The organism is Cellulosimicrobium sp. NPDC030954 (assembly GCF_055571305.1).
This window is the reverse complement of the sequence record NZ_JBVIFN010000006.1, coordinates 69,475-90,004: the sequence shown is the minus strand read 5'-3', so window position 1 is coordinate 90,004 and position 20,530 is coordinate 69,475. Positions and strand designations below refer to the sequence as shown.

Below are 20,530 nucleotides of genomic sequence, written 5' to 3'. Positions count from 1 at the left end.
CGTCACAGGCGGTCGAACGGGGCGGCGTAGGTGAACCGGCCCGCGTACTCGTCGCGCCAGGCGCTCAGGGTGCGTGCCTGGAAGTAGTCGCCCCACGCCGGCTCGGGAGCCTCGATCCCCAGGGCGCTCGCGGGCACGAACCCGAACCGGGAGTAGAGGGCCGGCTCCCCGAGCAGCACCACGACGGGCTCGCCCGGCGCGTCCGCCGCACCGAGGATCGTGTGCATCAGCGCGGAAGCGACCCCGCGCTGCTGGTGGTCGCGACGGACGCTGAGGGGCCCGAGCCCGAGCGCAGGCCGGTCCGCGAGCCGCCCACGGGTGGCGACCACGTGTCCGACCACCTGCGGATCGGGGCGCCCGGTCTCGGCGACCAGCGACAGCTCCGGGACCCACCCGCCGTCCTCGCGCAGCCACCCGACCAGGGTGGCCTCGCCGGGCGCGCCGTCCGGCTCGACGGACGGGGCGGCGTGCTCGACCGCGGAGAAGGCGTCCGCGGTGACCGCCCGGATCGCCGGGACGTCGGACGGTCGCTCGCGTCTGATCAGCATGCCGACACTCTCGACGCGTGCGGACCCGGGGGGCAACGTCCGCAGGCTCCGGCTGCTCCGTGAGCTCTCGCACCGGGGGACCATCGCCGCCGTGGCCGAGGCGCTCGCCTACACTCCCTCGGCCGTGTCGCAGCAGCTCTCCGCGCTCGAGCGCGACGCCGGGGTGCCCCTCCTGGAGCGGTCGGGCCGCCGGGTGCGGCTCACCGCGGCCGCGGTGACGCTCGTCGGGCACACGGAGAGGATCCTCGAGGTCCTGCGTGAGGCCGAGGCCGACCTCGCCTCGGCCGCCACGACGCTCCGCGGGACGCTGCGCATCGGCGTCTTCCCGACGGCCGTGCCGACCCTGCTCACGCCCGCCGTCGTGCGCCTGAGCTCCGACCACCCGGGGCTGCGGCTCCTGGTCTCCGAGCTCGACCCCGCCACGGTGCCCGCCGCGCTGCGCGGCGACGCGGTCGACGTCGCGCTGGTCCAGGAGTACGACCACGTCCCGCTCACGGTCGGGCCCGGCGTCGAGACGGAGCCGCTGCTGGAGGAGACGGTCCACCTGGCCGCCCTGGACGCCGGGCCGCTCGCCGAGCGTCGCGCCGCGCCCTGGATCGCCGGCACGCCCGGGACCCTGTGCCACACGCTGACCGTCAGGGCCTGCGAGGCCGCGGGCTACGCTCCGGCGATCCGTCACCACGCGGACGACTTCGGCGCGGTCCTCGCGCTGGTCGCGGCCGGGCAGGGGGTCGCCCTCGTGCCGGACCTCGCGGCCGGGAGCCCTCCCGCCGGCGTGGTGCTCACGCCGCTCGCCATCCGTCGTCGGACCTCGCTGGCCTACCGTCGCGGTTCCCGGACGCACCCGGAGGTCGCCGCCGCACGCGCGGCGCTGCACGCGGCCGTGGCGGCCGCCGGACTCACGCGCACCACCGGGTAGCAGCACGGGGATCGACGGCGCCGGTGCGCACGGCCGCGCCGGGGTGCCGTCAGGTCTCGGGGTCGTCCTGGAACACGCGCACCTCCTGTCGGCACCGGCAGGCGACGGCGATCTTCGCGGCCCACCGGAGCGCCTCGTCGCGCGTGGGCAGCTCCAGCACGGTGTAGCCGCCCTCGATCCGCGCGGTCTGCGGGTACGTGGGTTCCCGGTCCAGTCCATCGTCACGCCGGGAACTCGCTCCGCGCCCACCCTTGACGCCCCGGATGTCCGTCTCGTAACGTCCGTACTGCACGACGCAAGAAGTTGACAGAAGTTCAGCACAAAGCAGTGCACACGCTGCAACTCTCGAATGCCGCCACGGGTCCGACCGGTGACCATCCCTGACGGGTCGTTCGTGGCACCCGGCTGACCGGATCCGACCTCGGGCCCGGTCCCGACCCTGAACCAGCCCTGACCCGACCCACCCGTGACGGTGGCGCGGCGCCGGCACGGTCGCGCCCGCCGTCGGGCACCGTTGCCCGCGGGTGGACGAGCCCGCCCCGGCGGGAGAACGAGGACGTTCATGAGAACCCCCTGGAAGCACACGGTCGTGGCAGGCGCCGCGGTGGCGCTCGTCGCGCCGCTCGGCGTCGTCGCCGTGGCGCACGCCGCGGACGCCACCAACCTGGCGCTCGGCAAGCCGATCGCCGCGTCGTCGGTGACGGAGACGTACGTCGCGGGCAACGCGAACGACGGGAACGCGAGCTCCTACTGGGAGGGCGCGGGCGACCAGTACCCGTCGCACCTCACCGTCGACCTCGGGGCGGAGGCCGAGGTGGACCGCGTCGTCGTCACCCTGCCCCCGCCCTCCGTGTGGTCGTCGCGCACCCAGGCGTTCAGCGTGCTCGGCCGCTCCGACGGCGAGACGGCGTTCCGCACGCTCAAGGCGTCGGCGGCGTACGGGTTCGACCCGGCGAGCGGCAACACGGTCGAGATCCCGCTCGACGCCGAGGTCGACGAGGTGCGCCTCGCCTTCACTGCCAACACCGGCGCGGGCAATGGCCAGGTGTCCGAGCTCCAGGTGTGGGGCACACCCACGGGCGGCACCGACCCGACGAACCCGACCGACCCGACGGACCCGACGGACCCGACCGGCACCAACTACGCGAAGAGCCGCCCCGCGACGGCCTCGTCGACGGAGTGGCAGTTCGTCGCGGCGAACGCGGTCGACGGGAGCGCGACCACGTACTGGGAGGGCGCGGGCGGGCAGTACCCGTCGACGCTCGACGTCGCGCTCGCCGCGCCCACGCAGCTCAGCAGCGTGCGCGTCCGGCTCAACCCCGACGCCGCGTGGGGCCCGCGCACGCAGACGTTCTCCGTGTGGGGGCGCACCGGCACGGGCGCCTGGCAGGAGCTCAAGGCGTCCGCCGGCTACGCGTTCGCGCCGGGCAGCGGCAACCTCGTCGACGTCCCCGTGACCGGGACGGCGACCGACGTGCGCCTGCGCTTCACCGGCAACACGGGCGCGGGCAACGGTCAGGTCGCGGAGCTCGAGGTCTACGGCGCCCCGGCGCCGAACCCCAACCTGACCGTCACCGCGGTGACCGCGTCCCCGGCGTCGCCCACGGCGACGACCCCCGTGACGCTCACGGCGACGGTGAAGAACACGGGCGATCGCGCGTCGTCGGCCACCACGCTCGACGGGAGGCTCGGCGGGTCGACCGCGGGCTCCGCCGCCGTCGCCGCGCTCCAGCCCGGCGCGAGCGCGCAGGTCCAGGTCGCTGCGGGCACGCGGCCCGCGGGCGAGTACACGGTCGGCGCCGTCGTCGACCCGGCGAACACCGTCGTCGAGCAGGACGAGACGGACAACGCGTTCACGGCACCGGCGAAGCTCGTCGTGGGCGAGGCGCCCGGACCGGACCTCGAGGTCGTCTCGGTGTCCTCGAACCCGGCCAACCCGTCCGTCGGCTCGGTCGTGACGTTCTCGGTCCAGGTGCGCAACCGCGGCAACCAGCCGGTCGCGGCCGGGTCCGTGACGCGCGTCGTCGCCGGGTCCACCACGCTGAACGGCACGACGCCCGCCGTCCCCGCGGGCGCGACCGTCACCGTCACGCCGAGCGGCTCGTGGACCGCGACGAACGGTGGGGTCACCGTGACCGCGACGGCCGACGCCACGGGCGTGGTCGCCGAGACGAACGAGGACAACAACACCGGCACGCTCGCCGTGACCGTCGGGCGCGGCGCCGCCGTCCCGTACACGACGTACGAGGCCGAGGACGGTCAGTACACCGGCACGCTGCTCCAGACCGACGCGCTGCGCACGTTCGGCCACACGAACTTCGCGACCGAGTCGTCGGGCCGCGAGTCCGTGCGCCTGACCAGCACGGGCCAGTACGTCCAGTTCACCTCCACCAACGCGACGAACTCGATCGTCGTGCGGAACTCGATCCCCGACGCCCCCGGTGGCGGAGGCCAGGAGAAGACGATCAGCCTCTACGCGGACGGCCAGTTCGTGCAGAAGCTGACGCTCTCGTCGAAGCACGCCTGGCTCTACGGCACGACCGACCAGCCCGAGGGCCTGGTCAACACCCCGGGCGGGGACGCGCGCCGGCTCTTCGACGAGTCGCACGCGCTGCTCGGGCGGTCGTTCCCGGCCGGGACGGTGTTCCGGCTCCAGCGCGACGCGGGCGACGACGCGGCGTTCTACGTCATCGACCTCGTCGAGCTCGAGCAGGTCGCGCCGCCGCTGGCCAAGCCTGCGCAGTGCACGTCGATCACCGAGTACGGCGCGGTGCCGGACGACGGGCTCGAGGACACCGCCGCCATCCAGGCCGCCGTCACCGCGAACCAGAACGGGGAGATCGACTGCGTCTGGATCCCCGCGGGGCAGTGGCGCCAGGAGAAGAAGATCCTCACCGACGACCCGCTCGACCGCGGCATGCACAACCAGGTCGGCATCCGCGACGTGACGATCCGTGGTGCGGGCATGTGGCACTCGCAGCTCTACAGCCTCATCCCGCCGCACCTGGCCCCGGGCGTCATCAACCACCCGCACGAGGGCAACTTCGGGTTCGACATCGACGACAACACCCAGATCTCCGACATCGCGATCTTCGGCTCCGGGACGATCCGCGGCAACAACGCCCAGGAGGAGGGCGGCGTCGGCCTCAACGGCCGGTTCGGCAAGAACACGAAGATCACCAACGTGTGGATCGAGCACGCGAACGTCGGCGTCTGGGTCGGGCGCGACTACTCGAACATCCCGGAGCTGTGGAACCCGGGCGACGGGCTGGTCTTCTCCGGCATGCGGATCCGCAACACCTACGCGGACGGCATCAACTTCAGCAACGGGACGCGCAACTCGCTCGTCGTGAACTCGACGTTCCGCAACACCGGCGACGACGCGCTCGCCGTCTGGGCCAACCCGTACGTGAAGGACCGGGCCGTCGACATCGGCCACTCCAACACGTTCCGCAACAACACCGTCCAGCTCCCGTGGCGCGCCAACGGCATCGCGATCTACGGCGGCTACGACAACTCGATCGAGAACAACCTCGTCTACGACACCATGAACTACCCCGGCATCATGCTGGCGACCGACCACGACCCCCTGCCGTTCTCGGGGACGACGCTCATCGCCAACAACGGGCTCTACCGCACCGGCGGGGCGTTCTGGAACGAGGACCAGGAGTTCGGCGCGATCACGATCTTCCCGCAGACGCACGACATCGTCGGCGTCACCATCCGCGACACGGACATCGTCGACTCCACGTACGACGGCATCCAGTTCAAGAACGGTGGCGGGAACATGCCGGACGTGAAGATCATGAACGTCCGGATCGACCAGTCCAACAACGGCTCCGGCATCCTCGCGATGGGCGGCGCCCGCGGCAACGCGATCCTGTCGAACGTGACCGTCACGAACTCGCGTGACGGCGACGTCGCCAAGGAGCCCGGCTCGCAGTTCACGTTCACGGGCCAGTAAGGCCTCGCCGAACACGAGGTTGGTGTCGTTATCGGCCGGATAACGACACCAACCTCGTTCCCGGCGCGGGGGAAGGTCGTGGTCCCGGGGCCCGGGGCCCGGCGCTCAGCGCAGCGGCAGCTGGTCGGCGACCGGCTCCGGGGGCACCGTGTCCTCCACGAAGCGCGGGCGGCACGCGAACCAGCCGCCGACCACGCCGGGGACGGCGGTCGCGGCGAGCACCAGGAGCGGGACCGACCACGACCCGGTCGCCTCGCGCAGCAGGCCCAGGCCGATCGGGCCGAAGCACGCGAGTGCGTACCCGAGACCCTGGACGAAGCCCGACACGGCCGACGCGGTCTGCGGCGTCCGGGTCCGCCGGTTGATGAGGGTCATGCACAGCGGGAAGGTGCTCACCCCGATCCCCAGCGCGCACATCCAGAGCACGGTGCCGTCGAGCGGGGACAGGAGCAGGCCGAGGTACCCGGTCACGAGCACGACGGCGCACGCGACGACCACGACGAACGGGTTCGCCAGCCGCGTCGCGAGGTGCGGCACGACCAGCGCGGCGGCCATGCCCCAGGCGGAGTAGAGGGCGACCATGGTGCCGCCGAGCGCCGCGCTGCCGCCCGCGTCGGTGAGGACGGCCGGGACCCAGGTGATGATCCCGTAGTTCGACCACGAGATCGCCGCGAACAGGACGACGAGGCCCCACACGGTCGACGACCGGCCGATGCGCGGCCGCGCCCCGGGCGCGGTGGTCGCCGCGGGCGCGTGGTGGTCGGCGGGCATCCGGGTCGCCAGGACGAGCCAGACGACGGCGGCCAGCGCCGCGGGTCCGGCCCAGACCCCGACCGAGAACCGCCAGCTGGTCGCCTCGGCGACGGGGACGGCGAGGAGCGGGGCGACGAACTGCCCCGTCTGCATGAGGATCAGGTAGAGCGACGTCCACAGGGCGATCCGGTCCGGGAACCACGCCTTCACCAGGGGGACGATCACGACGTTCGCCGCGCCGATCCCGGCGAGGGCCAGCACGGTCGACGCCACCAGCCAGGTGGTCGACGGGGAGACGGCGCGCAGCACGAGCGACAGGGCCGTCAGCCCCAGCGCGACCGTGGCGGTGCGCTCGAGCCCGAACCGGCGCGTGACCACGGGGGCGAGGAACCCGAAGAGGCCGAACGACACCGCGGGCACGGTGCCGAGCAGCCCGGCCACGGCCACGCCGTAGCCGAGCTCGGCGCCGATGATCTCCAGGAGCGGGGTGAACCCCGTGACGGCCGTCCGGAGGTTGATCGCCGTCAGCGCGACGGCGATCCCGGCCCACAGGGTGAGGCGGACACGCCCGGCCGGGACGCGGGTGGGGGAGAGTGTGGCCATGTCAAGCTCCGCTGTGAGGTCGGCCGACGATAGGATCATGGGATGAATCCCGAGCAGTCTGACACGCGCGAGCCGCTGCGTCGAGTAGGACTCATCGACCAGGCGGCGGCACGGTTCCGCGACGAGGTGGTCTCCGGGCGCTGGCCGGTCGGCGAACGCATCCCGACCGAGGCCGCCCTGGTGGCGGAGTTCGGCATCGGGCGGAACACGGTCCGCGAGGCGCTCCAGTCGCTGGTGCACGCGGGCCTGCTGCGCCGCGAGCAGGGGCGTGGCACCTTCGTCATCTCCCGCTCCGAGCTGACCGGCACCCTCGAGCGTCAGCTCGCCGGAGGCACCCGCCGCCACTACCTCGAGCTGCGCCTCGCCCTGGACAGCACCGCGGCCTCGCTCGCCGCCGCGAGCCGCACGGACGCCGACGTCGTGCTGCTGCGCGAGCTGCGCGACCGCCGGGAGGCGGCGTGGTCGACCGACGACCCCGACGCACGCGCGAGCGCCGACCTCGACCTGCACCGCGCGATCGTGGAGGCGACGCACAACCCCCTGTACGTGACGCTCTACTCGAGCATGCTCGACGTGTTCGCCGTCCACATGCGCGACGAGGAGAACGAGGACGAGGACGCGGCGCACCGGCACCACCACGAGCTGGTCGAGGCGATCGTCGACGCGGACGCGGACGCTGCCGCCGGCGCGGTGGCTGCGATCATGGACCCGTTCCTGCGCTGAGCCGCGGCGCGGCAGCCGAGCCTGGTCAGTCCAGGTAGAACTCGTTGCCCTCGACGTCCTGCATGACGATGCACGACTCGTCATCCTCGTCCGCGACCATCACGCGCACGCACGTCGCGCCGAGAGCGACGAGCCGGTCCCGCTCGGCCTCGAGCGTGGCGAGGCGCTCGGCGCCCACGAGCCCGGTGCCGACGCGCACGTCGAGGTGCACGCGGTTCTTGACGACCTTGCCCTCCGGGACGCGCTGGAAGAACAGGCGCGGGCCGACACCGTCCGGGTCGCTGCACGCGAACCACGCGTCCCGCCGCTCGGGCGAGAGCGCGGCGTTCGCGTCGTCCCACGTCGCGAAGCCGTCCGGGGGCGACGGTGGGACGTAGCCCAGCACCTCGCACCAGAACCGGGCGACGCGTCCCGGCTGCGCGCAGTCGAAGGTGACCTGGACCTGCCTGACCGTCGTCGTCATCCCGCCAGCCTAGGCGTGCGGGCCCTCCCGGTCGGAGGGCACTTCCGCCCCGGCCGCGTCCGCCCTCGCCGCGTCCGCCCCCGCTGCATCCGCTACCGCCGTGCCCGTCACCGGCGCGTCCGTCACCACCGCCGTCGGCGCCGCAGGGAACGTGCGCCGCGCGACGAGGACCACGACGAGCGCGACGGCGACGATCCCCGCCCCGACGAACGGGACGACGTCGAGCCCGGACCCCGCGAGGACGAGCGCGCCGAGCGCGGCGCCCCCGCCGATGCCGACGTTCGACGACGCGTTGACGAGCGCTCCCGTGAGGTCGGGCGAGGCCCCGTGCGCGCGGACCGCCGCCGCCTGGAACACCGGCGCGACCGCGCCGAACCCCGCGCTCCACACGCCGATCGCGACGAGCACCCCGACGGTCCCGGGGAACGCGAGCCCGGTCGCGAGCATGCCCGCCAGGACCGCGACCAGCGTCACGACCGTCGTCCGGCGCGGCCTGTGGTCGAGGCGCGCGGCGGCGAACGCCGTCCCGACGAGCCCGAGCGCCCCGAGCACGAGGAGCGCGGGGCCGAGCGCCGACTCCTGCAGACCCGCGCCCAGGAGCAGGAGCGACACGAAGGTGTAGACCGTGTACTGGCCCAGGTACGTGAGGGAGTTGGTGGTCGTGGCCACCGCGAGCGCGGAGCGCCGGCTCGCGCTCGACGCGTCCGACGGCGGAGCGCCGCCGCCCGGCACGGGCGGCAGCAGGAACGCGATGAGCACGGTGGCCAGCGCGCACGCGCCCGCGAGGACGCCGAACGCGGGACGCCAGCCGATCGCGGTCCCGAGCGTCGTCGTCAGCGGCACGCCGAGCACGAACCCGACCGCCGCGCCGGCGGTGACGAGCGAGAGCGCACGGCCCGTGAGGTGCGGCAGCACGAGCCGGGTCGCGTACCCGATGCTCACCGAGAAGAAGACCGCGTGCGACGCGCCGCCCAGCGCCCGCGCCGCCGCGACGACGCCGAACGTCGGCGCGACGGCGACGAGCACGTTGCTCACGGTGTAGAGCACGAGCGTCGTCAGCAGCAGGCCCTTGCGCGGGAACCGGGCGGTGCCGAGGGTCAGCGGCACGGCGAGCGCCGCGACCATGACGGCGTACGCCGTGACGAGCAGCCCCGCGACGGACTCGGTGACGTCGAGGTCCGCGCTGAGGAGGGGCAGCAGCCCGACGGGCACGAGCTCGGTCGTGATGGCGACGAACGTCGCGAGGCCCAGGGCGACGATGCCGCCCGTGGCCTCGCGGACCGTGCCCGGCCGGAAGGGTGCGGTCATGCGTCCGTCTCGACCTGCAGGGTCGTGTGGGCGTTCTCCAGGCCCTCGACCATGAGCAGGGGGGCGGGGTCGTTGAGGGCGACGGTGCGCAGCATGCGTCCACCCTAGGAGCCCGACCTGCCGACGTCCCCGGAGACGCCGCCGCGCGATCTGGCATCCTGACGCCGTGCGCGTGGAACCGGTGACCGAGGACGTCCTCGTGGACCGGGTCGTGGACCTCGTCCTCGGGTTCCGGCGCGGCGACCGGGCGACGGTGCCCGACGGCGCGGTGCGGCTCCTCGTCGACGGCCACCCGTCGACGCACCCCGAGGCGCTCGCGGACCGGCTCGTCGCCCCGCTGCGCGCGGCGGGCCGACCCGTCGCGCGGGTCCGCGTGCAGGACTTCTGGCGTCCCGCGTCGCTGCGGCTCGAGCGCGGTCGCGCGGACCCGGACGCGCTGCTCGACGAGTGGGTCGACGTGGCGGGCCTCAACCGCGAGGTGCTCGACGCCGTCGGCCCGGGCGGGACGGGCCGCTACCTGCCGAGCCTGCGCGACCCGGCGACGAGCCGGTCCACGCGCGCGGCGCCCGTCGCCGCGGAGCCGGGGCTCGTCGTCGTGCTCGACGGCGCGCTGGCCCTCGGCCGCGGGCTCGCGGTGGACCTCTCCGTGCACCTCGCGCTGCGCGACGCGACCCTCGCGCGCCGCACCGCGCCCGCGGACGCGTGGACGCTCGACGCGTACGCGCGCTACGAGCGGGAGGTCCGGCCCGCGGAGGCGGCCGACGTCGTCGTGCGGGTCGACGACGCGCGGCACCCCGCCCTCGTCGTGCGCTGACGCCCACGCGAGGTGGCGAGCGCTCAGCGCGGCAGGTGCGCCTCGACGAGGTCGACGATCGCCGGGTCGTCGGGGAGGGTGCGGGGGCGGAAGCGGTGCACCTCGCCGCCGGGGAGGACCACGAACTTCTCGAAGTTCCACGTGACCCGGCCGGCCTTCCCCTCGGCGTCCGGCGCCTTCTTGAGCTCCTCGTAGAGCGGGTGCGCGTGCCGCCCGTTGACGCGCACGCGGTCGACCACGGGGAACGTCACGCCGTACGTCAGCGAGCAGAACTCCTGGATCGCCTCGTTGGTGCCGAGCTCCTGGAGGAACTGGTTGCTCGGGAACCCGATGACGGTGAACCCGCGGTCGCGGTACTTCTCGTGCATCGCCTCGAGCGTCGCGTACTGCGGCGCGAGGCCGCACCGCGACGCGACGTTCACGACGAGCACGACGTCGTCCGCGTGCTCGCGCAGGGTGCGCGTCGTCCCGTCCATGGCGTCGAACGGGATGTCGTACAGGCTCATGCGGGGCGCTCCAGAGGTCGGGCGGAGGTGGCTCGTCTCCCATCCTGCACCCGGCGGCGCCCGAGATGTGAAGATCTCGGGCCGAGGCCGCGCCCGCGGTCGCCGTCCACCACCCGGCCCGTCAGACTCGCGACATGACCACGCCCGACCTGGACGACTCTCGCACGGACGGCACGTCGCGCCTCGGGAGCGCCGTCGTCGGCGTGGTCGTGGGGCTCGTGATCTTCGCCTGCGTGGGCGTCGTGGGGTACTCCCTGTTCGTAGGGATCACCATGAAGCAGTGGGCCGGGTCGTACGACTCGTCCGAGCCCGAGGTCACCGCGACGGCCGAGGACACGACCGCCGTCGGGCAGGAGACCGGGCTCGACGCGTCCAACGAGGCGTACCGGCAGCGGGCGGGTACGCCCGAGGGTGACGCCGAGGCGGCGCTCGCGGTGCCCGCCGTCCAGGCCGCGCTCGACCCGGTCGCCGACGGGTCCGCCGTCGACGGCGCCGAGGTCTCGGCCGCGCTCGTCGCGGCGGGGTTCGACAACGTGCAGGTCGTGGACAGGAACGCCTTCGGCGACGTCGTCCCGGTCGTCGGCGTGGGGGTCGCGGTCCCCGGCGGCTGCGTGTTCGGGGCGGTCGCGCCCGACGCCGTGACGCTCGACTCCGGGGGGCCGATCGCCGACGGCGGGTGCCTGGAGGTGCCGTCGCACTGACGCCCTCGGAGGTGCCGCCGCGAGATCGGCCCGAGCGTCCGAGATCGGCCTTCGGTGGGTCAATCTCGCGACCTGCGGGTCGACCTGGGTACGGTCAGCGGGGCGGGCGACGACGCCCGCGCAGGTGACGGAGGGTGAGACATGCGGATCGAGGGCACGGTCGCCCTGGTGACCGGCGGGGCCTCAGGGCTCGGGCGCGCGACGGCGGAGGGCCTGGTCGCGGCAGGGGCGCGGGTGGTCCTCGCGGACCTCGCGTCGTCCGACGGCGTCGCGGTCGCCGACGCTCTCGGGGACGCCGCGCGGTTCGTCCCCACGGACGTGACGAGCGAGGACGACGTCGCGCGGGCGCTCGACGCGGCGGACGCCCTCGGCGGGGCGCGCGTCGTCGTGAGCTGCGCCGGGATCGTGCTCGCGCAGCGCGTGCTCGGGAAGTCCGGCGTGCACGCCCTGGACGCGTTCCGGCGGGTCATGGACGTCAACCTCGTGGGGACGTTCAACGTCGTCCGGCTCGCGGCCGAGCGCATGCTCGCGCTCGACCCGCTGGGGCCCGACGGGCCGGACCCGCAGGGTGAGGAGCGTGGCGTCGTCGTGCAGACCGCGTCGGTCGCGGCGTTCGACGGGCAGGTCGGGCAGGTCGCCTACGCGGCCTCCAAGGCGGGCGTCGCGGGTCTCACGCTGCCGCTCGCGCGCGACCTCGCGCAGCACCGGATCCGGGTCATGACCATCGCGCCCGGCATCTTCCGCACCCCCATGATGGCGTCGCTCCCCGAGGCGGCGCAGGAGTCGCTCGGCGCGCAGGTGCCGCACCCGAGCCGGCTCGGGCGGCCGGAGGAGTACGCGCACCTGGTGCGCGCGATCGTCGAGAACCCGATGCTCAACGGCGAGGTGGTGCGCCTCGACGGCGCGATCCGCATGGCACCGCGCTGAGCGCACGGGCCGCGCCGCGGCGCGGGACGCACGGACCGCGGGCGACCGCCCGCACGAGAGGAGAAGGACGATGCCGCCGTACACCACGGCGACCGACTTCCGCGCCGACCTGCTCGCGCGCGCGACCGCGGCCCAGCGCCGCGCCTACACGCGGTACTTCCCGGGCGACGACACGCTCGCCGGGGTGCGCATGGGCGACGTGTTCACGCTCGCGAAGGGCGCGCTCGACCTGCCGGTGGACCAGATCGAGCTGCTCCTCGAGGACCGCGTGCACGAGGTGCGGGCCGGCGGCTGCTCGATCATGGGCAAGTCGGCGACGGCCCGCCGCGTCACCGTCGAACGGCACGCGGAGCTCGTCGAGCTGTTCCTGCGCCGTCACGACCGGATCGACACGTGGGACCTCGTCGACCTCACCGCGTACCAGGTGCTCGGGTCGTGGCTCCTCGACCGGCCGCGCGACGTCCTCGACGACCTCGCCCGCGCGCCGGACTGGCCGCGCCGGCGCTCCGCGATCGTCGCGACGGCCGCGTTCCTGCGGCGCGGCCAGGTCGACGACACGTTCCGGCTCTCGGAGCTCCTCGTCGACGACCCCGAGCCCTACGTGCAGAAGGGGGTCGGGTGGATGCTGCGTCACGCGGGCGACGTCGAGCCCGAGCGGCTGCGCACGTTCCTCGAGCAGCACGCCGCGACCATGCCCCGCGACGTGCTGCGGGCCGCGGTGGAGAAGCTGCCGCCCGCGGAGCGCAAGGAGTGGCTCGCGCGCTGACCGGGCACGGCCGGACCCGCGGGCTCAGCCCAGCCGGGTGACGGTCGCGTCGTCTCCGCGGTCCACGCGCAGCAGCCGGCCCTGGACCGCGACGTACCACGACCCGCTCGTCGCACCGCCGCGCCACTCGACGTCACCGTCGCGGAGGTCGAGCGCGACGAGCCGCGCGGTGCCCTCGCCGTCCTCCGACCAGGTCGTCACGACGAGCAGCGCCCGCTCCCCGTCCGTGAACGCCTGCGTGACCATCGACATCGGGGCAGGGGTCGGGGCGTCGTCGGGGTCGGGCGGGGCCAGCACCTCGGCGGTTCGCGTCCAGAGCACGCGCCCGGTCTCGACGTCGACGCCCACGACGACGTCGCCCATCCCCTGGCGGACCACGGCGGTGCCCGCCGCGACGACGTAGGCGGACTCGGCGCCGTTCACCCCGGCGCTCTCCCAGCGTCGCGCGCCCGTCGCGTCGCGGGCGACGAGAGAGGTGACCTCGCGCGTGAGGACGAGGCCGCCCGCGGCGCCGTCCGTGGCCTGCGGGACGAGGACCGTGTCCGGGGGCTCCCAGCGGACCTCGCCCGACGGCTCCAGCACGACCGGGGGTCCGGGCGACGCCGCGCCGTCGGCGACAGATTCCCGTGGGACTGTGCGGGAGAGCGCGCCGTCGGGAAGCCGCGCGAGCACGTCGGCGGGCGCCCCCGGGTCGTCGACCCGCGTCCCGTCGGCCGTGAACCAGGCGTCGACCCCGCACCCCTGGACGACCACGAGCCCTGCGCCCGGGACGAACGTCCCTCCGTCGAGGTCGGCGTAGGTGACGCCCTCGGCGTCGGCGTACTGCGGGCACCACCCCTCCTCGACCACGAACGGGAGCTCGTGCTCCCAGCGGACCTGGCCCGTCCTCGCGTCCTCCAGCGTGACGACGGCGGGGCGGCCGGTGGAGAGGTCGGGGGGCACGCCGGTCGTCTGGTCGACCGTGACGCGCGGGCTGTCGACCGGCGCCTCGCCCGCGCGGCGGAACCGGGCGACGGTCCCGTCCGGGCCGGGCGCGGACCAGCCGCGCGACGCGTCCAGCGTGCGGGTCTCGGCGTTCCCGTCGGCGTCGACCACGGTGACCTCGGCACCCTCGGCGGCGGGGACCGGCTCGTCCGTGAGCGGCGTGAGGATGGTCGTCGCCTCGAGGGGCGACGGGACGTCGTCCGTCACGCACACGAGCTCGTCGTCGGGCACCGGGGCCGACGAGGAGACCACGAGCTCGCCGCCGCACCGCGAGGTGGGCGGGAGCGGTACCGTCCACCGGACCTCGCCGGTGTCGAGGTCGTGGGCCACCGCCTCGTCGTCCCGCACGAGGACGACGAGGCCGGGCAGCGTGGCGGGGGTCCCCGCCGTCTGCGCCGCCGTCGTGCCGCGCCGGTCGGGCGAGGAGCGTCGGGGCCCGCGCTCGCGGAGTCGCCGACCGGGGAGCCCGGGTCTGCCGACGCGCCCGGCGGGTCGCCGTCGGGAGCCGCGTCCGCCGTGCGCGGACCCTCCTCGAGCTCGAACGCGACCCGGCCGTGGTCAGGACGTCGACGTCGAGGCATGAAGTGATCCTAGGTGCGCGCCGCGGCCACGGGGTGGGGCACCGGGCGGGGGAGCGGGCGCACCTGGCCTGCCACGGCGAGCGACAGGACCGTCGCGGCGCAGATGACCAGGAGCATGTGGCGGGCCCCGACCTGGTCGACCATCAGGCCGAGGAGCGGCGGCGCGGTGAGCATGGCGACGGTCGAGAACGACGTCGCGACCGCGACGCGCGGCGCGGCGTGCGCCGGGTCGTCGGAGGCGGCGGCGATGGCGACGGGGTTGGCGAGCGCGGCGCCGCAGCCCCACAGGACGATGCCGACCCACGCGAGCGGCAGGCTCGGCGCGAGGCCGAAGACGAGCAGCCCGACGAGCGCGGAGACGCCCGACGCGCGCAGCACGGCGACGCGCCCGAACCGGTCGATGAGCCCGGTCCCGGCGAACCGGAACACCGTCATCGCGCCGACGAACGTGCCGTACGCGACCGCGCCGAGCGCCTCGCGCACGTCGAACCCGTCGACGACGGCGATGGAGAGCCAGTTGCCCGCCGACCCCTCGGACAGCGACGACGCGAGGAGCACGAGCCCGATGAGGAGCGTGCGCGGCTCGCGCCACGCGGCGAGCGCGGCGCGCACCCCGGCCCCGCGTCGAGGGGCGGGCGCGGGCGGGGTGCCGTCGTCGGCCCCGTCCGCGCTGCCCGCCGGCGCGGACGAGCGGGCCGGTGCGGCCCGGTCGGGGGCGAGGGCCGTCGCGGGGGCGATGAGCAGGGCGCGGGCCGCCGTGACGGCGAGCGTCACCACGACGATCTGCGCGGTGATGCCGACGTGCGCCCACGAGAACGCGGCCGCGACGAGGGCGCCGCACGCGGCGCCGATCGAGAACGCGGCGTGGAAGTGGGGGAGGATCGCCCGCCCCACGTGCTGCTCGACGGACGCTGCGCAGATGTTGATCGGCACGTTGGTCAGGGCGCCGCACACGCCGTTGAGGAAGGCCCCGACCGCGAAGAGGGCGACGCCCCCCGTCCCGGTGCCGAGCGCGACGAGCCCGAACCCGACGACGTTGCCGACGGTCGCGACGACGAGGGTCGTGCGGCTGCCGAACCGCGCCACGACCGCCCCCGCGGAGACCACGGACACGAGCGAGCCCAGGCCCCCGACGACGAGCAGCAGGCCGAGCTGGCTCGCGCTGATCCCGAGCGCCTCGCGGACCGAGGGCAGGCGGCTCATCCAGGACGCGCCGATGACCCCGAACAGCCCGAACTGGACCATGAGCGCCCAGCGGGCGCGCGCGACGACCGCGCGGTCCGTCAGGGCGCGGTCGGACCCGGAAACAGGTGGGGTTCTTGACACTTGCCCCAGTCTACGGAGACCGGGGACCGCCGAGCCCGGGGATGTCGCCGAGCTCGAGCGCCGATCCCGGCGATGCCCCCGGGTTCGCCACCCGGACCTCGGCCCGTCGCCGACGGGTGCTCAGAGGCGGACGGTGCCCGCGACGCAGGTGACGCTCGCGCCGCCGACCCAGACCGTCCCCGACCCGTCGCGCTCGACGCGCACGCGCCCGGCCCGGCCGAGCGCCGCGCCCTGGGCGGCGAGGTAGCGGTCCGGGAGGCGGCCGTCCCGCGTGAGCCACTGCCCGACGACGGCGTTGAGGCTGCCGGTGACCGGGTCCTCGGGGATGCCCATGCCGAGCGCGAACCCGCGGACCTCGACCGCCGCGCCGTCGGGACCGCCGTCGTCCCCGTACAGCCCGACGACGCCCACGGACAGGTTGGGACGCTCGACGCGCAGGCGCGTCCAGTCGGGCGCGAGCCCGGTGACGCGGTCGGCCGAGTCGAGCAGGACGACGCGCCACCCGGGGCCGTTGTCGAGGACGCGGTGGTCGACCACGGCGTCGTCGGGGACGCCCAGCGCGGCGACGATCGCCGCGAGGTCGTCGGCCGGGAGCGGCTCGTCGGCGAGCAGGTCGGGCGCGGCGAACGCGAGCCCGCCCGCGCCGTCCCCGTCGGGCTCCTCGTCCGGCCCGACGGCGCCCCGCGCCTCGCGCCGGATCGTCACCAGGCCGACGCCGCACTCCTGCACGACGACGTCGCTCGCCCGGGGCGCGCCGCCCGCCTCGAGCCACGCGTGGCAGGAGCCGAGCGTCGGGTGCCCGGCGAAGGGCAGCTCGCCGCCGGGGGTGAAGATCCGCAGGCGGTAGTCGGCGCCGCCGGCCGCTCCGTGGTGGCTGGGCGGGAGGAGGAATGTCGTCTCCGAGAGGTTTGTCCAGCGCGCGAAGGCGGCCATCTCCTGGTCCGTGAGCCTGTCGCCGTCGAGCACGACCGCCACGGGGTTGCCGAGGGTCGGGACCTCGGTGAACACGTCCACCTGCGCGAACGGCCGGGACGCGGTGCTGTCGGCGATGTCGCCGTGGCGTGCGCTCATGTCCCCGAGCGTACGTCCGGGCACGTCAGGGCACTTTTGTCGACTGCAAGTCGGAAGTTGTAGACACATCGATAGAACGCGGGCTAGCCTGTCCAGCGTTGTTATCGACGGAGCCGGGCAGGGGTTACGCTCCGTGGACTCGAAGTCCGACCGAGTATTAGGGAGCAACGATGCTCGAACGCACCAGCCTGCCGGTGTCCCGCCGGATCAGGTACCGACGCGGCGCGGCCGCCCTCACCCTCGGCGCCATGGTCGTCGCGGGCTGGGCCGTCCCCGCCGCCGCAGACCTCCCGGAGCAGGAGCCCGGCGTCACGCTGCGCACGTTCCAGCTCGCGCAGAACCCGGGAGCCGTCTGCACCCTCAAGTCCGGCCAGACCCCGAACGTCGACAAGCTCATGCCGACGATCGACTGGTCGACCGCCGAGCAGTTCGGCGCCGAGGACAACTTCATCTCCCAGGCCCTCGCCAACCTGCACGTCCCCGCGGACGGCCAGTACCAGTTCCGCGTGACCAACGACGACGGCGCGCTCGTCTACGTCGACGGCCAGCTCGTCCTCGAGAACGACGGCCCGAACGACTCCACCTCCGTCGAGGGCAGCGCGACCCTCACGGCGGGCGTGCACGACCTCCGGGTCGACTACTACGAGGGCAGCGACAAGCAGCGCCTCACGCTCGCGTGGAAGACGCCGGGCAGCTCGACGTTCGAGGTCATCCCGACGTCGGCGCTCAGCACCGAGGCGGGCGTCGTGCGCGTGACCGCGCCCGGCTACAAGTACTGCGAGGGCGCCACCGACACGGCCGGCGACGGCCTGCGGCTGGACGGCGTCAACCCCAACTACGACCTCGTCGACCTGCGCCCCGAGGGCTTCGAGCCCAAGGTCTCGGGCCTCGCGTTCACGCCCGACGAGAAGCTCGCCGTCGTGACGACGGGCGAGGTCAGCTCCGGCGGCTGGCGCCCCGACCCGGTGTCCGGCGAGGTCTACTTCCTCGACGGCGTCACCACGGCGGACGGCCCCGAGGACGTCACGGCGACCCTGGTCGCGGACGAGCTGCTCAACCCGATGGGTATCGAGGTCGTCGAGGACTCGATCTTCGTCTCGGAGCGGTACCAGCTCACGCAGCTCACCGACCCCGACGGCGACGGCTTCTACGACCAGCACACGAAGATCGCGGGGTGGCCCGACGGCGGCAACTTCCACGAGTTCGCGTTCGGCCTGATCCACGACGAGGACTACTTCTACGTCAACCTCTCCGTGGCCATCGACAACGGCGGCGCGACGACCAACCCGCAGCCCGGCCAGAACCGCGGCACGTCGATCAAGATCGACCGCGAGACGGGTGAGGTCTCGTACGTCGCGGGCGGCCTGCGCACGCCCAACGGCATCGGCTTCGGCCCCGAGGGCGCGATCTTCGGGACGGACAACCAGGGCGCGTGGCTCCCGGCGAACAAGCTCATCCACATCGAGCAGGACAAGTTCTTCAACCACTACACGAACCCGGCGGGGATGTTCGACGCGAACCCCGTCTCGCCGCCGGCCGTGTGGCTCCCGCAGAACGAGATCGCCAACTCCCCGGGCAACCCGCTCCTCGTCCAGGACGGTGAGTTCGCCGGGCAGATGCTCATCGGCGACGTCACCTACGGCGGCATCCAGCGCGCGTTCCTCGAGAAGGTCGACGGCGAGTTCCAGGGTGCGGTCTTCCGCCACACCGCGGGCCTCGAGGTCGGCGTGAACCGTGTCATCTACGGCCCCGACGGCTCGCTGTACGCGGGCGGCACCGGTGAGGGCGGCAACTGGGGCGAGTCCGGCAAGCTCCGGTACGGCCTCCAGAAGCTCGTGCCCGTCAACGAGGACTCCTTCGACATGAAGGAGATGCGCGTCGTCGAGGGCGGCTTCGAGATCGAGTACACCGACCCGGTGTCCGACGAGGTCGTCGAGAAGCTCGCCGACGCCTACCAGGTCAAGCAGTGGCGCTACGTGCCGACGCAGCAGTACGGCGGCCCGAAGGTCGACGAGGAGCCCCTCTTCGTCACCGACGCCACGGTGTCCGAGGACCGCACGACCGTCACGCTGAAGATCGACGGCCTCAAGCCCGGCCACGTCGTCTACATCCGGTCGCCGCGTCCGTTCGCGTCCGCCGACGGCGCCGAGCTCCTCAGCACCGAGGCCTGGTACACGCTCAACTCGCTCCCGGGCTACGTCGCCCCGGCCGACCGTGGCTGGTACGAGGCGGAGCTCGCGCAGCCCCTCGGCAGCTCGAGCATCGGCTCGGACCACAGCAACTACTCGGGCTCCGGCTTCGCCGCGGGCATGACGAACGTCGGCGCGGGCCGCACGTTCTCCGTGACCGCGCCCGAGGCGGGCACCTACGCGGTGAACGTGCGCTACGCCAACGGCACGCACCCGTACCCCGACCTGCGGTCCAAGCGCGTCTCGCTGTACGTGAACGGCGAGGACCTCGGCCAGTGGACGTTCCCGACGACGGGCAGCTGGAAGGACTGGGGCGTGCAGACGCGCGACCTCGAGCTCCAGGCCGGCGCGAACACCATCACGCTCAAGTACGAGGACGGCGACGAGGGCAACATCAACATCGACGTGCTCTCGCTCGGCGACAACCCGGACATCTGCACCCCGGGTGAGGTCGAGGACGGCTACACGGCCCTCTTCGACGGCACCCTCGCGAGCCTGCAGGAGGGCTGGCGCATGGCCGGTCCGGGTGGCTTCGGCCGCCAGGACGACTGCTCGATCCGCGGTGCGGGTGGCATGGGCCTGCTCTGGTACACGGCGCAGGAGCTCGGTGAGAGCTACAGCCTGAAGCTCGACTGGAAGCTCACGAAGGACGACAACGGGGGCGTGTTCGTCGGGTTCCCGAACCCGGGCGACGACCCGTGGGTGGCCGTCAACAAGGGCTACGAGATCCAGATCGACGCGACGGACGCCGACGACCGCACCACCGGCGCGGTCTACACGTTCCAGGGCGCCGACGAGGCAGCCCGGGACGCCGCCCTCAACCCGGTCGGGCAGTGGAACGCGTACGACATCCGCGTCGAGGGCGACCGCATCCGCATCTACCTCAACGACGTGCTGGTCAACGACTTCACGAGCACCGACCCGGCCCGCCTGGTCAACAGCTTCGTCGGGGTCCAGAACCACGGCAGCGGCGAGATGGTCAACTACCGGAACATCCGGTTCAAGGAGCTGACCGACGAGCCGGTCGAGGAGCTCGCGATCTCGACGACGGTCCAGACCCGCTGCATGGCGGGCAAGGTCTACGTCGCGGTCCGTGCCACGAACGACGACACGGTGCCGGCGGACATCACGCTGACGACGCCCTTCGGGACGAAGACGGTGACCGGCGTCCAGCCGGGTGCCTCCGCGTACCAGTCGTTCGCGACGCGCTCGACCTCGGTCGAGGCGGGCACCGCCCAGGTGGCCGCGACGGGCGGCGACCTGACGTTCCAGGCGGACGTCGCCTACGAGGCCGCGAGCTGCGGCTGAGCTGAGACCCCGGGGCGGGCGGCGTGAGCCGTCCGCCCCGGGACGGACCGGGCGGGGGCGGCAGCACGAGCCGTCC

General features: G+C 73.9%; 17 protein-coding genes and 1 pseudogene. 8 read left to right on the top strand and 10 right to left on the bottom strand.

The features are described 5' to 3' along the window. Positions 1–2 precede the first annotated feature (2 nt). The gene (locus tag ACZ402_RS13375; protein ID WP_375823325.1) at positions 3–548 is read right to left on the bottom strand and encodes a GNAT family N-acetyltransferase; all 546 of its coding nucleotides are present in this window, start codon (positions 546–548) and stop codon (positions 3–5) included. Here ACZ402_RS13375 and ACZ402_RS13370 point away from each other — a divergent pair. After that, entirely contained in the window at positions 547–1,467 is a 921-nt protein-coding gene (locus tag ACZ402_RS13370) for a LysR family transcriptional regulator (protein ID WP_375823326.1), read from the top strand. The two genes, ACZ402_RS13375 and ACZ402_RS13370, sit on opposite strands and share 2 nt — an antisense overlap. Positions 1,468–1,516: 49 nt before the next feature. Here ACZ402_RS13370 and ACZ402_RS13365 read toward each other — a convergent pair whose 3' ends face one another. Next, positions 1,517–1,759: a YciI family protein gene (locus ACZ402_RS13365; protein WP_375823327.1), complete on the bottom strand. Its 243-nt coding sequence runs from the start codon at positions 1,757–1,759 to the stop codon at positions 1,517–1,519. 270 nt (positions 1,760–2,029) lie between these two features. Between ACZ402_RS13365 and ACZ402_RS13360 the strand changes: the two genes are divergently transcribed. Next, complete coding sequence (locus ACZ402_RS13360) at positions 2,030–5,431, top strand: CARDB domain-containing protein (RefSeq protein WP_375823328.1); 3,402 nt, start codon at positions 2,030–2,032, stop codon at positions 5,429–5,431. Between the two features lie 105 nt (positions 5,432–5,536). Here the strand turns inward: ACZ402_RS13360 and ACZ402_RS13355 are convergent, their stop codons facing one another. Continuing rightward, on the bottom strand, positions 5,537–6,787 hold the full coding sequence (locus tag ACZ402_RS13355) for an MFS transporter (protein WP_375823329.1): 1,251 nt from the start codon (positions 6,785–6,787) through the stop codon (positions 5,537–5,539). A 42-nt stretch (positions 6,788–6,829) separates the two neighbouring features. Between ACZ402_RS13355 and ACZ402_RS13350 the strand changes: the two genes are divergently transcribed. After that, positions 6,830–7,510, top strand: a complete 681-nt coding sequence (locus ACZ402_RS13350; RefSeq protein ID WP_375823330.1) for a FadR/GntR family transcriptional regulator — start codon at positions 6,830–6,832, stop codon at positions 7,508–7,510. A 25-nt stretch (positions 7,511–7,535) separates the two neighbouring features. Here the strand turns inward: ACZ402_RS13350 and ACZ402_RS13345 are convergent, their stop codons facing one another. Together ACZ402_RS13345 and ACZ402_RS13340 are read right to left on the bottom strand one after the other, a co-directional pair. Next, positions 7,536–7,973 (bottom strand): VOC family protein, encoded by a 438-nt coding sequence (locus tag ACZ402_RS13345; RefSeq protein ID WP_375823331.1) that lies wholly within the window; start codon positions 7,971–7,973, stop codon positions 7,536–7,538. Between the two features lie 9 nt (positions 7,974–7,982). Continuing rightward, a complete protein-coding gene (locus ACZ402_RS13340) occupies positions 7,983–9,281 on the bottom strand; it encodes an MFS transporter (protein WP_375823332.1) in 1,299 nt (432 codons plus the stop codon). Positions 9,282–9,447: 166 nt separating this feature from the next. Between ACZ402_RS13340 and ACZ402_RS13335 the strand changes: the two genes are divergently transcribed. Then, entirely contained in the window at positions 9,448–10,095 is a 648-nt protein-coding gene (locus tag ACZ402_RS13335) for a nucleoside/nucleotide kinase family protein (RefSeq protein WP_375823333.1), read from the top strand. 23 nt (positions 10,096–10,118) lie between these two features. Here ACZ402_RS13335 and ACZ402_RS13330 read toward each other — a convergent pair whose 3' ends face one another. Next, positions 10,119–10,601 carry a glutathione peroxidase gene (locus ACZ402_RS13330; protein ID WP_375823334.1) on the bottom strand — a complete coding sequence of 161 codons (483 nt, stop codon included), beginning with the start codon at positions 10,599–10,601 and terminating at the stop codon, positions 10,119–10,121. A gap of 134 nt (positions 10,602–10,735) precedes the next feature. Here ACZ402_RS13330 and ACZ402_RS13325 point away from each other — a divergent pair, with 134 nt between their 5' ends. The 3 genes from ACZ402_RS13325 to ACZ402_RS13315 all read left to right on the top strand — a co-directional run bounded on the left by ACZ402_RS13325 (position 10,736) and on the right by ACZ402_RS13315 (position 12,995). Continuing rightward, the gene (locus tag ACZ402_RS13325; protein ID WP_375823335.1) at positions 10,736–11,302 is read left to right on the top strand and encodes a DUF6993 domain-containing protein; all 567 of its coding nucleotides are present in this window, start codon (positions 10,736–10,738) and stop codon (positions 11,300–11,302) included. Between the two features lie 141 nt (positions 11,303–11,443). Continuing rightward, positions 11,444–12,229 carry an SDR family NAD(P)-dependent oxidoreductase gene (locus ACZ402_RS13320; protein WP_375823336.1) on the top strand — a complete coding sequence of 262 codons (786 nt, stop codon included), beginning with the start codon at positions 11,444–11,446 and terminating at the stop codon, positions 12,227–12,229. A gap of 70 nt (positions 12,230–12,299) precedes the next feature. Then, entirely contained in the window at positions 12,300–12,995 is a 696-nt protein-coding gene (locus ACZ402_RS13315) for a DNA alkylation repair protein (RefSeq protein ID WP_375823337.1), read from the top strand. 24 nt (positions 12,996–13,019) lie between these two features. Here ACZ402_RS13315 and ACZ402_RS13310 read toward each other — a convergent pair whose 3' ends face one another. From ACZ402_RS13310 to ACZ402_RS13295, 4 genes and pseudogenes are all read right to left on the bottom strand, one after another. After that, entirely contained in the window at positions 13,020–13,577 is a 558-nt protein-coding gene (locus ACZ402_RS13310; RefSeq protein WP_465272269.1) for an outer membrane protein assembly factor BamB family protein, read from the bottom strand. Positions 13,578–13,859: 282 nt separating this feature from the next. Continuing rightward, a pseudogene (locus ACZ402_RS13305) lies at positions 13,860–14,357 on the bottom strand (hypothetical protein); the annotation flags it as partial. Positions 14,358–14,569: 212 nt separating this feature from the next. After that, on the bottom strand, positions 14,570–15,886 hold the full coding sequence (locus ACZ402_RS13300; protein WP_375823338.1) for an MFS transporter: 1,317 nt from the start codon (positions 15,884–15,886) through the stop codon (positions 14,570–14,572). A gap of 120 nt (positions 15,887–16,006) precedes the next feature. Continuing rightward, positions 16,007–16,957: a PhzF family phenazine biosynthesis protein gene (locus tag ACZ402_RS13295; RefSeq protein WP_375823339.1), complete on the bottom strand. Its 951-nt coding sequence runs from the start codon at positions 16,955–16,957 to the stop codon at positions 16,007–16,009. Between the two features lie 170 nt (positions 16,958–17,127). On the opposite strand from ACZ402_RS13295, the gene ACZ402_RS13290 reads away from it, so the two are divergent. Next, complete coding sequence (locus ACZ402_RS13290; protein WP_375823340.1) at positions 17,128–20,454, top strand: 3-keto-alpha-glucoside-1,2-lyase-like domain-containing protein; 3,327 nt, start codon at positions 17,128–17,130, stop codon at positions 20,452–20,454. Positions 20,455–20,530 lie beyond the last annotated feature (76 nt).